General features: G+C 58.5%; 11 protein-coding genes. 4 read left to right on the forward strand and 7 right to left on the reverse strand.

Going from position 1 to position 13,321, the window contains the following annotated elements; translation table 11 throughout:
- Positions 1-82: 82 nt before the first annotated feature.
- Positions 83-1,231, forward strand: coding sequence for an efflux RND transporter periplasmic adaptor subunit (locus AC1Q6D_RS13110; protein WP_103403914.1), 1,149 nt, complete (start codon positions 83-85; stop codon positions 1,229-1,231).
- Positions 1,232-1,244: 13 nt separating this feature from the next.
- Positions 1,245-4,271: a multidrug efflux RND transporter permease subunit gene (locus AC1Q6D_RS13115; RefSeq protein ID WP_103403913.1), complete on the forward strand. Its 3,027-nt coding sequence runs from the start codon at positions 1,245-1,247 to the stop codon at positions 4,269-4,271.
- A 94-nt stretch (positions 4,272-4,365) separates the two neighbouring features.
- Here AC1Q6D_RS13115 and AC1Q6D_RS13120 read toward each other — a convergent pair whose 3' ends face one another.
- The 5 genes from AC1Q6D_RS13120 to colR all read right to left on the reverse strand — a co-directional run bounded on the left by AC1Q6D_RS13120 (position 4,366) and on the right by colR (position 8,099).
- Entirely contained in the window at positions 4,366-4,593 is a 228-nt protein-coding gene (locus AC1Q6D_RS13120) for a hypothetical protein (RefSeq protein ID WP_047532645.1), read from the reverse strand.
- Between the two features lie 2 nt (positions 4,594-4,595).
- Positions 4,596-5,309 (reverse strand): lipopolysaccharide kinase InaA family protein, encoded by a 714-nt coding sequence (locus AC1Q6D_RS13125; RefSeq protein ID WP_103403912.1) that lies wholly within the window; start codon positions 5,307-5,309, stop codon positions 4,596-4,598.
- Positions 5,310-5,313: 4 nt separating this feature from the next.
- Complete coding sequence (locus AC1Q6D_RS13130; RefSeq protein ID WP_103403911.1) at positions 5,314-5,985, reverse strand: class I SAM-dependent methyltransferase; 672 nt, start codon at positions 5,983-5,985, stop codon at positions 5,314-5,316.
- A 157-nt stretch (positions 5,986-6,142) separates the two neighbouring features.
- Positions 6,143-7,426, reverse strand: coding sequence for a sensor histidine kinase (locus AC1Q6D_RS13135; protein ID WP_103403910.1), 1,284 nt, complete (start codon positions 7,424-7,426; stop codon positions 6,143-6,145).
- Complete coding sequence (gene colR, locus AC1Q6D_RS13140; protein WP_047532651.1) at positions 7,416-8,099, reverse strand: two-component system response regulator ColR; 684 nt, start codon at positions 8,097-8,099, stop codon at positions 7,416-7,418. Before colR ends, AC1Q6D_RS13135 begins: the two co-directional genes overlap by 11 nt.
- Before the next feature lie 201 nt (positions 8,100-8,300).
- On the opposite strand from colR, the gene AC1Q6D_RS13145 reads away from it, so the two are divergent.
- Positions 8,301-10,250, forward strand: a complete 1,950-nt coding sequence (locus tag AC1Q6D_RS13145; protein ID WP_103403909.1) for an LTA synthase family protein — start codon at positions 8,301-8,303, stop codon at positions 10,248-10,250.
- Positions 10,251-10,304: 54 nt separating this feature from the next.
- Positions 10,305-11,048 (forward strand): phosphatase PAP2 family protein, encoded by a 744-nt coding sequence (locus AC1Q6D_RS13150; RefSeq protein ID WP_103403908.1) that lies wholly within the window; start codon positions 10,305-10,307, stop codon positions 11,046-11,048.
- Positions 11,049-11,220: 172 nt separating this feature from the next.
- Here the strand turns inward: AC1Q6D_RS13150 and groL are convergent, their stop codons facing one another.
- A complete protein-coding gene (gene groL / locus AC1Q6D_RS13155; RefSeq protein WP_047532656.1) occupies positions 11,221-12,864 on the reverse strand; it encodes a chaperonin GroEL in 1,644 nt (547 codons plus the stop codon).
- A gap of 49 nt (positions 12,865-12,913) precedes the next feature.
- Positions 12,914-13,207, reverse strand: coding sequence for a co-chaperone GroES (locus AC1Q6D_RS13160; protein WP_047532658.1), 294 nt, complete (start codon positions 13,205-13,207; stop codon positions 12,914-12,916).
- Positions 13,208-13,321 lie beyond the last annotated feature (114 nt).

Consider the following 13,321-nt stretch of genomic DNA (forward strand, 5'->3'; position numbering starts at 1 on the left):
AAAAGTGGCAGTTGGATTCACGCTCCCACTCGCGGTAATGTGCCCCACTGTCTCACCTGATTTTCTCCAAGGAACTGGAAATATGCTGCGTCGCCGCATGCTGATCATGTTGGGTATTGTTCTGTTGGTCGTGCTGGCCCTGGCCGGTTACAAAGCCTTCTCCATCTACACGATGATCCAAGGCTTTGCTGCGCCAAAACCGCCGATCAGTGTCGCCGTGGCCACGGCCACCGAACAGCCATGGCAGGCCCGGCTGCCGACCGTCGGTACACTCAAGGCTTTACAGGGCGTGGACCTGAGCCTGGAGACCGACGGCACCGTCGTCGATCTGCAGTTCGAGTCAGGGCAGAAGGTCAAGGCCGGCCAACCCCTGCTGCGACTCGACAGCGCGGTGGAAAGCGCCCTGCTCGAAACCGCCCAGGCCGACCTCGGGCTGGCCCAACTCGATTATGGTCGCGGCAGCCAACTGGTGGGCAGTCAGGCCATTTCCAAAGGCGAGTTCGATCGACTCTCGGCAGTCCTGAAAAAGAGCAAGGCGTCGGTCAATCAGCTCAAGGCTGCGCTCGGCAAGAAAAGCATCGTGGCACCGTTCAGCGGAACCATCGGCATTCGTCAGGTCGACGTCGGCGACTACGTGGCCAGCGGCACCATGATCGCCACCTTGCAGGACCTCAGCAGCCTGTATGTCGATTTTTTCGTGCCCGAGCAGTCCGTACCGAAAATCGCCATCGGCCAGCCGGTTGAAGTCATTGTCGCGGCCTACCCGGCCCAGACCTTCCCCGGCACGATCAGTGCGATCAACCCGAAACTGGAGAACAGCACGCGCAACATGCAAGTCCGCGCGACCCTGGCCAACCCGGACGGCAAGTTGCTGCCCGGGATGTTCGCCAGTCTGCAGGTGATGCTGCCTGACCCGCAGTCGCGCATCGTCGTACCGGAAAGTGCGATTACCTACACGCTCTATGGCAATTCGCTTTATGTCGTGGCAGAGAAAAAGTCCGAAGACGGCAGCCTGGAAAAAGACGACAAGGGCCAGCCGATCCTGATCGCCGAACGGCGTTTCATCGAAACCGGCGAGCGCCGTGACGGGCTGGTGATGATTACCAAAGGCGTGCAGAACGGCGAAAAAGTGGTAACGGCCGGCCAGATCAAACTGGACAACGGTGCGCACATCGCTATCAGCGACGACAAGACCCTAGCCGAGAAGAACAGTCAGCCGCGCGCTGACTGATCAAGGAACCCCCATGGCTTTTACCGACCCGTTCATCCGTCGCCCGGTGCTCGCCACCGTGGTCAGCCTGCTGATCGTCCTGCTGGGCTTTCAGGCCTGGAGCAAGCTGCCGCTGCGCCAGTACCCGCAAATGGAAAATGCCCTGATTACCGTCACCACGGCCTATCCAGGGGCTAACGCCGAGACCATCCAGGGCTACATCACCCAACCGATGCAACAGAGCCTGGCCAGCGCCGAGGGCATCGACTACATGACGTCGGTCAGTCGCCAGAACTTCTCGGTGGTCTCGATCTACGCGCGCATCGGCTCGAACAGCGATCGCCTGTTCACCGAACTGCTGGCCAAGGCCAATGAGGTCAAGAACCGCTTGCCCCAGGATGCCGAAGACCCGGTCCTGAGCAAGGAGGCGGCTGACGCCTCGGCCTTGATGTACATCAGTTTCTATAGCAAGGAGCTGAGCAACCCGCAGATTACCGACTATCTGTCGCGGGTCATCCAGCCGAAACTGGCGACCCTGCCGGGCATGGCCGAAGCAGAGATACTCGGCAACCAAGTATTCGCCATGCGCCTGTGGCTGGACCCGGTAAAGCTCGCCGGTTACGGTCTGAGCGCCAGCGACGTGACCGATGCGGTGCGCAAGTACAACTTTCTCTCCGCCGCCGGTGAAGTGAAAGGCGAGTACGTGGTCACCAGCATCAACGCCAACACCGAACTCAAATCCGCCGAGGCATTCGCCGCGATCCCGCTCAAGGTCGAAGGCGACAGCCGTGTGCTGTTGCGGGATGTGGCGCGGGTCGAGATGGGCGCGGAAAACTACGACAGCATCAGCTCTTTCGGTGGTACGCCCTCGGTGTACATCGGCATCAAGGCGACACCCGGCGCCAACCCGCTCGACGTGATCAAGGAAGTGCGCAAGATCATGCCGGACCTGGAAGCCCAACTGCCCCCCAACCTCAAGGGTGAAATTGCCTACGACGCCACACTGTTCATTCAGGCCTCAATCAATGAGGTGATCAAAACCCTGTTCGAAGCCGTGCTCATCGTGATCGTGGTCGTGTTCCTGTTCCTCGGCGCGCTGCGCACCGTGGTGATCCCGGTCGTCACCATCCCGCTGTCGATGATCGGCGTCATGTTCTTCATGCAGATGATGGGGCACTCGATCAACTTGCTGACCTTGCTGGCCATGGTATTGGCCATCGGCCTGGTGGTGGACGACGCCATCGTTGTGGTGGAAAACATTCACCGTCATATCGAGGAAGGCAAGACGCCGCTCGACGCGGCCATCGAGGGCGCCCGGGAGATCGCCATGCCGGTGGTCTCGATGACCATTACCCTGGCGGCGGTGTATGCGCCGATCGGCTTCCTGACCGGTCTCACCGGAGCATTGTTCAAGGAATTCGCCCTGACCCTGGCCGGCGCGGTGGTCATTTCCGGCATCGTCGCCCTGACGCTGTCACCGATGATGTGCGCCCTCCTGCTGCGCCACGACGAAAACCCCAGCGGCCTGGCCCATCGTCTGGATCTGATTTTCGAAAGGCTGAAGCGCCGCTATCAGAAAATGCTGCATGGCACGCTCAACACCCGCCCCGTAGTGCTGGTGTTCGCTGTGATCGTGCTGTGCCTGATTCCGGTGCTGCTCAAGTTCACCAAGTCGGAACTGGCTCCGGATGAAGACCAGGGCATCATTTTCATGCTGGCCAACGCCCCGCAACCGACCAACCTTGATTACCTGAGCGCCTATACCGACGAGTTCATCACGATCTTCAAGGCGTTTCCCGAGTACTACTCTTCGTTCCAGATCAACGGTTTCAACGGTGTGCAATCGGGGGTCGGTGGCTTCCTGCTCAAACCTTGGAACGAGCGTAGCCGGACCCAGATGCAAATTTTGCCCGAGGTTCAGGCGAAACTGGCGGGCATTGCCGGACTGCAGGTTTTCGGATTCAACCTGCCGTCCCTCCCAGGCACTGGCGAGGGCCTGCCCTTCCAGTTCGTCATCAACACCGCCAGCGATTACGAGTTGCTGCTACAAGTGATGGACCGGGTGAAAAAGCGCGCGATGGAGTCCGGCAAGTTCGCGTTCGTCGATGTCGACCTGGCCTTCGACAAGCCGGAGGTCGTCGTGGATATCGACCGTGCCAAGGCGGCCCAGATGGGCGTATCGATGCAGGACCTCGGCGGCACACTGGCCACCTTGCTGGGTGAGGCGGAAATCAACCGGTTCACCATCGAGGGTCGCAGTTACAAAGTCATTGCCCAGGTCGAACGCCCCTTCCGTGATAACCCTGACTGGCTGAACCATTACTACGTCAAGAACAGTCAGGGCGAGCTGCTGGCCCTGTCGACCCTGATCTCTGTGTCTGACCGGGCGCGGCCTCGGCAATTGAACCAGTTCCAGCAACTCAATTCGGCCATTCTTTCCGGGGTGCCGCTGGTCAGCATGGGTGAAGCCATCGATGCCGTGCGCCAGATCGCAAGGGAAGAAGCCCCGGCGGGATTTGCCGTCGACTATGCCGGCGCATCGCGGCAATACGTGCAGGAAGGCAGTGCGCTGTGGGTCACCTTTGCCTTGGCACTGGCCATCATTTTCCTGGTGCTGGCCGCCCAGTTCGAAAGCTTCCGCGACCCGCTGGTGATTCTGGTCACCGTGCCGCTGTCGATCTGTGGCGCGTTGCTTCCGCTGTTCCTTGGCTGGTCGAGCATGAACATCTACACCCAGGTCGGCCTGGTGACATTGATCGGTCTGATCAGCAAGCACGGGATCCTGATCGTCGAGTTCGCCAACCAGTTGCGCAAGGAAAAAGGCCTGACGCCACGCGAGGCCGTAGAGGAAGCCGCAGCCATTCGTCTGCGCCCGGTGTTGATGACGACCGCTGCCATGGTCTTCGGCATGGTGCCCTTGATCATCGCCACGGGGGCCGGTGCCGTTAGCCGCTTTGATATCGGTACTGTCATCGCGACGGGGATGTCGATCGGGACGCTGTTCACATTGTTTGTATTGCCCTGCGTATACACACTGCTGGCTAAACCCGACCAACCTTGAATGATACCGATCGCTCAGTGTCAGTGAGCGTTGAGCAATCAGGCACAAAAAAGGCCTCGCATTAGCGAGGCCTTTTATTTGGGCTTCATTCTGTTCAACTTTGCGGTTTCAATCCTTGAGTGAGCCCGAACATAAACAACAACAAATCATGATCGGGCTGGGTTGCTACGGACGCCTTGGCGACCCGTGGCAATGGGCAGTGCGCGTCACCGTGCGCTGAACTGAGAACTTGCGTGCGGGGCTCCTCCCAGGCAGCCACCGCCAGTGAAGCAACCGCCAAGGCCCCTGCCAGAAACAAACCTCGCGCGACTTCGAGTTTCATTGCTATAAACCTTTGATAGCGCTGCCAAACGCCGTGTTGTAAAAGTAGACGAGTTTGCTCCAGTCCGTCGTGTTGAACGACGAATGGCGGCGCAACTGCTTCATGTCGTGGATCGCCGCGCGCTGGGCGCTGAGGCGTTGGCGGCATTTCTCCAGGTCAATGAGGGCGACCTCGACCTTGGCTGCATCCCCCTCGCCTGTCACGCGTACGAACACATGCTTGATATAGATACAGCTGTGCTGCCAGCGGCCTTTGTGCATACGGGCCAGGTTCTCGGCCAGATCCTTGAGCACGCGATCATGCACCGCCTCCCCGTAACGCTCACGGCCACCGCCTGCGTACCATTGTTCGATTTCTTCAAAGCCGTCCAGTGATTTGGTAACCAGCAGCGCGCGCCATTTGTGCACAGGATCGCGCTGTGCGCCGCAGAAAATGATTTCAGGAACACGAACGCCGAGTTCACGAACACCGATGAGCGCATCACGCTCGCGCAACACCGTCGGCCGACCGAAGGGGTGCAACCAGGTGCGATGGATATGCCCGGTCTGCCGTTTGACGTACAGCAACTGACCATCGCTGCCCACGACCCGTTGCACACCGCTTTCACCACCGCGACGGACGTTGGGTTCTTCTACCCATTCACCACGCTGGTTCCAGAAATAGTCGAAGCGGTCCTGGGGAGCGACTTCCGTTTCTGCTGCACATTGCACTGCCATTCAATTACCTCTTGCGTAACACATATACCCGCCACATCGCATAGAGCGGTAAAAAGTCCAGTTGTTCCTGAATGCGGAAACCCGCCTGCTCAAATTCTTTTTCTACCGTAGCTGCCGGTAATACAAATCGGTTTTGGTAACCTTCCTGCCCGCGGTTTTTCTCCGCGCGCTTGCGCTTCCAGGCTTTGAAATTGCCGTCCACCCACAACGAAAGAATCACACTGTCACGGGTGACGCGTTCGAATTCACGCAAGATGGTCAGTCGATGCTCGGATTCACCGATGTGATGGAGCAAACGCATGCAGAAAATGCTGTCGACGGCGTTATCAGGCAAAGCGATGTCGAATGCAGATGTATGCAGGGCTTGCACCCGCTTCACCACATCGGCCGGTTGCGCCTGCGTCGCAATCTTCAACATGGACTCGGAGTTATCGGCGCCGATGATCACGCGATTGGGCTTTTCTGCCAGCAACGGCCAGAAACGCCCCGCGCCGCAGGGTAAATCAAGGACCAGCCCCGGCTCACCAACCAGCGCCAGTGCTTTACGCGCCAATTGTTCATCCCGCCAGTGGGACAGCCGGCGGCCAAGTCCGTCCTTGTGCTTGCGCAGGTACCGTTGGGCGTGTTGGTCGTCGTACTTTTCGGAAAAATCCAGTTTGATCGGGCCATCTGCCATTATCAAAGTCTCCTGAGCTTCTGATACCGACCACCTTAGGCAGCGAATAGTCAGTGTCAGGTTACGCCTTTGTGAAAAAAAAGTTATGCAAAAGCCAGAACTTTTTCAAGATTTTACAAGGCGGCGATAGGGCAAGAATTGGCCGACTTCAGGCTAATCAGTTCACATTGGATGTATACAGCTGCACCTCAAAACGACAACCATTGGGTTCCATGGTTGTCAGGCTGACGCTCCAGCCCTGGTTTTCACAAATTCGTTGTACCAACGACAGCCCGAGGCCCAGCCCCTCCCCGCGTTTTTCGGTACCACGGACGAACGGTTCGAACATCGCTTCACGCTTTTCTTCGGGGATGCCCACTCCACTGTCTTCGACCAGGAACCCATTGCTCGTGAGGGTCAAGCGGATGAATCCATGCTCAGTGTAATGAAGCGCGTTACGCAGCAGGTTGCCCATCACCGCGTGCAGCAGGGTCGCGTTATAAGCAGTGGATTGCGGACTACCGGGTTCGAAGATCAACCTCAGTCCTTTCGCCTCGATCGGCTCTCGCCAAAGATTCAGTAGCCCATCGGCCACCTGACGAACGGATTGCTGCGGCGCCATACTGGCGTCTTCGCGTTGAGCGCGGGCCAGCATCAAGAAGGTCTGAACCAGCTCGCGCATCTCCTCACAGGCACGAGCGATTCGCTCGACCTGAGCACGGCCACGCTGATCGATCCCCGGGTTTTCCAACAGCAATTCGCAGGAACTGGCCAGCACCATCAAAGGCGTGCGCAGTTCGTGGCTGACGTCACTGGTGAACAGCCGCTCCCGGGTCAATGCCTGACGCAAGCGTCCGAGGGTGGCGTCGAAAGCCACGGCCAGCTCGCCCACTTCATCGGCTGCATAATCCGGCGCCAGAGGTGGCGCCAGCCCTAGCAACTGGTCACGATGACGCACCTGGCGGGCCAACCGAACCACCGGGGCCATCACCTTGCGCGCCAGCACCCAGCCGAGAAAAACCGCCAGCGCCAGGCTGAGCACGAAGCCCACCAGCACCACGGCAAACAGGACCCGCTCGCGCTCTTCGAAGTCGCTCTGGTCCTGCAACAGCACATAACGCCGTCCGTCGACTATTTCGACCATCGCGTGGTATGACAGATTCTCGCGGAACACTTCATGAAATCCCGCGTCCAGGTGCCGCAAATCCTTGGGCAGCTCGAAGTCTCCATGCCCGCCACTGAAATAGAACAACTGGTCCGGTTCAGGGCGATGGCTCCACTCCTCGACGTTGTCCATCAGTAACAGGCGTTGCAGGTCGCCACCCAGACCTGCCGAAATAAGCTTTTCTTCCACCAGGTGCACGGTGGCGATAATGCCCATGGCAAAGGCGCCCGCCACCAATGCGCTCATCAACGCGAAGGCAATGATGATGCGCTGGGAAAGGCTCTGTTTAAACTCCATCACGGCCCTCGGCCAAGCGATAACCCACGCCGTGCACAGTCTGCAGTAACGGTTTGGCGAAAGGCTTGTCGATCACTTGACGCAGTTGATGAACGTGGCTGCGCAGGCTGTCACTGTCTGGGCAGTCATCGCCCCACAGCGCTTCTTCGAGAATTTCCCGACGCAGCACATGAGGGCTTTTCTGCATCAGCACGGCCAGCAACTTCAGGCCCACCGGGTTGAGTTTGAGCAAGCGACCTGCGCGGGTGACTTCCAGGGTATCGAGGTCGTAGCTCAAGTCGCCGACCTGCAAGGTGCGGCGACCGCCACCCTGGGTTCGGCGCATGACCGCCTCGATGCGCGCGGCCAGTTCTGACAGGGCAAAGGGCTTGATCAGGTAATCATCGGCACCGGACTTGAAGCCTTGCAGCCGGTCATCCAATTGATCGCGGGCGGTGAGCATGATCACCGGCGTATCGCGTCGGGCGTCTTCGCGAAGGCGTTTGCACAAGGTATAGCCGTCAATACCGGGCAGCATGATGTCGAGCACAATCAAGTCGTAATGTTCGGTGGCCGCCAGGTGCAGGCCAGACAAACCGTCCTGCGCGCAATCCACGGTGTAACCCTTGAGTCCCAGGTAATCAGCCAGATTGGCGAGGATATCGCGGTTGTCTTCAACCAATAAAATTCGCATCGGCATCTCCTCCGTATACAGTAACGGCCGTCTTGGCCCGCGCAGCTTAAGGCCAAGTGCTGCTCAGGGCTAGGGCCGCAGGGCACAGAGTCGGCTTAGGCGACCAAAGCAGCCAATTAACGAGCTTTTCACCCCCCGTTCACAAGCCCGCGACCGCTCTTGAAGTAGAATGGTGCTGATTGCTTATAAGGAATGATGCCAATGGATGTTTTAAAGACGGCGCCCATGCGTTTTCTACAGCTGATTGCCGGCACTTGGCTGGCCATTTTTTTCCTGACCCGAATGGTTTTGCTGCTGACTCACCTGGATGAGGCCGGTAGTGGTTTCCTTTCGGTTTTCGGTATCGGACTGCTTTACGACCTTGGCTTCATTGCCTATGCCGTGCTGCCGATGGGGTTGTATTTGCTGCTCTGCCCGCCAGCATTGTGGCGCCGCCGTGGCCATCGCTGGTTTCTTCAGGGACTGTTGACCGTCAGTCTGTTTGCAATGTTGTTTACCTCGGTGGCCGAATGGCTGTTCTGGGATGAGTTCGGCGTGCGCTTCAACTTCATTGCCGTCGACTACCTGGTGTACTCCGACGAGGTGCTTAACAACCTGCTCGAGTCCTATCCGATTGGCACATTGCTGAGCATCCTCGCCGTACTGGCCGTTGCCTTGAGCTTCGCATTGCGCAAGCCCTTCAATGCTGCGCTGAACGCACCGTTGCCGCCGCTGCGCACCCGGCTGGCCAATGCGCTGGGCCTGTTGATCGTCGCCGGTCTGAGCGCACAACTGCTTAACCAGGATGCCCCGCGTGCCCAGGGTGGCAACGCCTATCAAAACGAACTGGCGAGCAATGGCCCTTATCAGTTCTTCGCAGCCTTTCGCAATAACGAACTGGATTACCAACAGTTCTACGCCACCCGCCCTCCTGCCGTTGTCGCGCAACAGATTCGCGCCGAGTTGAGCGAACCTGGCGCCCGCTTCATCGGTGAGGATCCACAAGACATTCGTCGGGTCATCGACAATCCTGGCACGCCGCGCAAGCCCAACATCATATTGGTCACCATCGAAAGCTTCAGTGCCAAGTACATGGGCAGCAACGGCGACGAGCGAAATCTGACCCCGAACCTCGATGCCTTGCGTAAACAGAGCCTGTACTTCAACAATTTCTACGCCACCGGCACCCGCACCGATCGCGGCCTAGAGGCCATTACCCTGGCGATCCCGCCAACGCCGGGACGTTCGATCGTCAAGCGTGTGGGTCGCGAAAGCGGTTTTGCCAGCCTCGGTCAGCAACTCAAAGCCGTGGGCTATGACAGCGTATTTGTCTACGGCGGACGCGGTTACTTCGACAACATGAACGCCTTTTTCGGTGGCAATGGCTACCGGATCGTGGACCAGAGCAGCGTCGATGAATCGGAGATCCACTTCAAGAACGCTTGGGGCATGGCCGACGAAGATCTCTACAGACAAACGCTCAAGCTGGCGGACGCGGATCACGCAAAGCAACAGCCATTCCTGCTGCAATTGATGACGACGTCCAACCATCGCCCTTATACCTATCCAGACGACCGGATCGACATCAAATCCGGTAACGGGCGCGATGGCGCGGTTAAATACACCGACTACGCCATTGGCGAGTTCCTTGATCAGGCTCGCAAAAAGCCCTGGTTCGACAATACAATCTTTATCTTCGTCGCCGACCATACCGCCGGCAGCGCAGGCAAGGAGGACTTGCCGATCAGCAACTATCAGATTCCGTTGTTCATCTATGCGCCCAAGCTGATTGAAGCCCGTGAGACAGCACAGCTGGCCAGCCAGATCGACCTGGCCCCCACGCTGATGGGGCTGCTGAATCTGGATTATGTGTCGACGTTCTTTGGTCGCAATCTGCTGCAGGACAATCCTCTGCCGCCGCGCGTAGTGGTTGGCAATTATCAGCATTTGGGCCTGTTCGACGGCAAGGACCTGGCCATTCTGAGTCCCCGTCAGGGCCTGCGGCGTCACGATGAAGCATTGACCGAGAGTCGCGAGTCCAGGGCTACTGCCACCGACCCGCTGATCACCCGGGCAATCACCTATTACCAAACCGCCAGTTATGGCTACAAGCACCAGCTGCTTGACTGGAAAGCGCCCATGGAGGGCACCGGTCAAGTCGGCGAACGTTAACCGAAAAGCCCCGGGCTGATGCCCCGGGGCTTTTTCAATTGCTCAGGATCCATCATGTCATCAACTGTTGTCCGCCCTGCCTCTCGCCCGCTTAATTTCTGGGTGTGCCTGGGCGTTCCCGCCATTGCGGCGATCACTCTTGTATTGCTGGAACTGACGTCCCTGGACATGGATCTCGCCAGGCTGTTCTATGACCCGACAGCCGGTGAATTCATCGGCAAGCACAGTTACTTCCTGGAAAACATCCTGCATGACCGCGCCAAGCAAGTGGTCATCGCGTTTTCGGTTTTCGCCATCCTCGGTTTCATTGGCTCGTTCTTCATGGCCAGACTCAAGCCGTTCAAACGGGAGCTGGGTTGCCTGGTGCTGTCCCTTGGTTTGGCGACCTCGTTTGTCACCCCGATGAAAGCGGTGACGGCGGTGCAATGCCCGTGGAGTCTTGAGCAGTTCGGCGGCCACGAAACCTACAGCGAATTGTTGAGCCCTCGCCCGCACACCAATAAACCGGGTCGATGCTGGCCCGGCGGTCATGCCGCGACCGGGTTCACACTGTTTGCCCTGTTCTTCGTACTGCGCGACCGTCGCCCGCGCATGGCGCGTGCCGCGTTTGTCTTCGCCTTCACCCTGGGCACGGTGTTCTCCCTTGGCCGGATGATGCAGGGTGCGCACTTTTTCTCGCACAACGTATGGACGGCGATTTTCTGCTGGCTGATCAGTTTGGGGTCGTATTACTGCATTCTTTATCGGCCGGCGATGAAGGCGCAACGCGAGGCAAACACAGAACCTGTCGGCGCCTGAAACGACGCCATCGCAGGCACGCCGCGCGCCCACACCGGATTGCTCTGCACCTGTACAAGCGCGGCCAGCCCGCGGTGGTAGCGACGCGGTCTACCGAGTCGCCAACGTGAAGCCAATAAAAAACCCCGCCTGCTTTCGCAGGCGGGGTTTTTTCGTACGGGGTAAGGCTGGCTTACATCATGCCGCCCATGCCGCCCATGCCGCCCATGTCTGGCATGCCGCCGCCAGCTGGTGCGTCGTCCTTGATCTCGGCGATCATGGCTTCGGTAGTGATCATCAGGCTGGCAATCGACGAAGCCGCTTGCAGAGCCGAACGGGTCACTTTGGCCGGGTCCAGGATGCCCATTTCGATCATGTCGCCGTACTCGCCGGTCGCAGCGTTGTAACCGAAGTTACCTGAGCCTTGCTTGACCTTGTCGACCACAACGCTTGGCTCGTCACCGGAGTTGGCAACGATCTGACGCAGTGGCGCTTCTACAGCGCGACGCAGCAACTGGATGCCAACGTTCTGGTCATCGTTGTCGCCTTTCAGCTCGCTGATGGCTTGCAGGGCACGAACCAGTGCCACGCCGCCGCCAGGTACCACGCCTTCTTCAACGGCTGCACGGGTAGCGTGCAGGGCGTCTTCAACGCGGGCTTTCTTCTCTTTCATTTCGACTTCGGAGCCAGCGCCAACCTTGATCACTGCTACGCCGCCGGACAGTTTGGCCAGACGCTCTTGCAGTTTTTCACGGTCGTAGTCCGAGGAAGTTTCAGCAACCTGGGCACGGATCTGGGTGATGCGGGCTTCGATGTCGCCTTGTACGCCAGCACCGTCAACGATGATGGTGTTTTCCTTGGACAGGGTGACGCGCTTGGCGTTGCCCAGGTGCTCCAGGGTAGTGCTTTCCAGGCTCAGACCGATCTCTTCGGAGATCACGGTACCGCCGGTCAGAACAGCGATGTCCTGCAGCATGGCCTTGCGGCGGTCGCCGAAGCCTGGAGCCTTGACGGCTGCGACTTTAACGATGCCACGCATGTTGTTCACAACCAGAGTCGCCAGGGCTTCGCCTTCAACGTCTTCGGCCACGATCAGCAGTGGGCGGCCGGCTTTGGCAACGGCTTCCAGCACTGGCAGCATTTCGCGGATGTTCGAGATTTTCTTGTCGACCAGCAGGATCAGCGGACCGTCGAGTTCGGCAGTCATGGTTTCCGGCTTGTTGACGAAGTACGGGGACAGGTAGCCACGGTCAAACTGCATGCCTTCTACAACCGACAGTTCGTTTTCCAGGCCCGAGCCTTCTTCAACGGTGATCACGCCTTCTTTACCGACTTTTTCCATGGCTTCGGCAATGATGTCGCCGATGGAGCTGTCGGAGTTGGCGGAGATGGTGCCGACCTGAGCGATTGCCTTGGTGTCAGCGCATGGCTTGGACAGGCCTTTCAGTTCTTTGACGATCGCGATGGTCGCTTTGTCGATACCGCGTTTCAGGTCCATCGGGTTCATGCCGGCAGCGACGGCTTTCAGGCCTTCGTTGACGATCGATTGAGCCAGAACGGTAGCGGTGGTGGTGCCGTCGCCCGCGTCATCGTTGGCACGGGAGGCAACGTCTTTGACCAGCTGCGCGCCCATGTTTTCGAAACGGTCTTTCAGTTCGATTTCTTTGGCTACGGAAACGCCATCCTTGGTGATGGTCGGAGCGCCGAAGCTCTTCTCGATGATCACGTTACGGCCTTTCGGGCCCAGGGTCGCTTTTACCGCGTCAGCCAGGACGTTGACACCGGTCAGCATTTTCTTGCGGGCGGAATCGCCGAATTTAACTTCTTTAGCAGCCATGATCGATATTCCTTAAATACTTTGTAGTAGCGGGAAAATGAGCGGGGAATCAGCCTTCGATAACAGCGAGGATCTCGTTCTCGCTCATTACCAGCAGGTCTTCGCCGTCGACTTTCACAGTGTTGCTGCCGGAGTACGGACCGAACACAACCTTGTCGCCCACTTTCACGGCCAGTGCACGCACTTCACCGTTGTCCAGTACGCGGCCGGTGCCTACAGCGAGGATTTCGCCGCTGTTGGCTTTTTCAGCAGCCGAGCCTGGCAGGACGATACCGCCAGCGGTTTTCTTTTCTTCTTCGCTGCGACGGATGACGACGCGGTCATGCAGAGGACGAAGCTTCATTGTCGATCTCTCCTAATTGTGGTTTTCATCGGCCGGTGTAGTCCCGGCGGGTTTAACAAAGTCCGGCGGTGCCGGGTGCGGTTCGTCGAGCGAACCGCGGAAGTCTGTCTGGCA

This window comes from Pseudomonas sp. MT92, assembly GCF_058792515.1.

What these genes read in the sequence shown, in the direction of transcription:
- AC1Q6D_RS13110 (WP_103403914.1), top strand. Translation starts at nt 83, where the DNA reads ATGCTGCGTCGCCGCATGCTGATCATGTTGGGTATTGTTCTGTTGGTC.
- AC1Q6D_RS13115 (WP_103403913.1), top strand. Translation starts at nt 1,245, where the DNA reads ATGGCTTTTACCGACCCGTTCATCCGTCGCCCGGTGCTCGCCACCGTG.
- AC1Q6D_RS13120 (WP_047532645.1), bottom strand. Translation starts at nt 4,593, where the DNA reads ATGAAACTCGAAGTCGCGCGAGGTTTGTTTCTGGCAGGGGCCTTGGCG.
- AC1Q6D_RS13125 (WP_103403912.1), bottom strand. Translation starts at nt 5,309, where the DNA reads ATGGCAGTGCAATGTGCAGCAGAAACGGAAGTCGCTCCCCAGGACCGC.
- AC1Q6D_RS13130 (WP_103403911.1), bottom strand. Translation starts at nt 5,985, where the DNA reads ATGGCAGATGGCCCGATCAAACTGGATTTTTCCGAAAAGTACGACGAC.
- AC1Q6D_RS13135 (WP_103403910.1), bottom strand. Translation starts at nt 7,426, where the DNA reads ATGGAGTTTAAACAGAGCCTTTCCCAGCGCATCATCATTGCCTTCGCG.
- colR (WP_047532651.1), bottom strand. Translation starts at nt 8,099, where the DNA reads ATGCGAATTTTATTGGTTGAAGACAACCGCGATATCCTCGCCAATCTG.
- AC1Q6D_RS13145 (WP_103403909.1), top strand. Translation starts at nt 8,301, where the DNA reads ATGGATGTTTTAAAGACGGCGCCCATGCGTTTTCTACAGCTGATTGCC.
- AC1Q6D_RS13150 (WP_103403908.1), top strand. Translation starts at nt 10,305, where the DNA reads ATGTCATCAACTGTTGTCCGCCCTGCCTCTCGCCCGCTTAATTTCTGG.
- groL (WP_047532656.1), bottom strand. Translation starts at nt 12,864, where the DNA reads ATGGCTGCTAAAGAAGTTAAATTCGGCGATTCCGCCCGCAAGAAAATG.
- AC1Q6D_RS13160 (WP_047532658.1), bottom strand. Translation starts at nt 13,207, where the DNA reads ATGAAGCTTCGTCCTCTGCATGACCGCGTCGTCATCCGTCGCAGCGAA.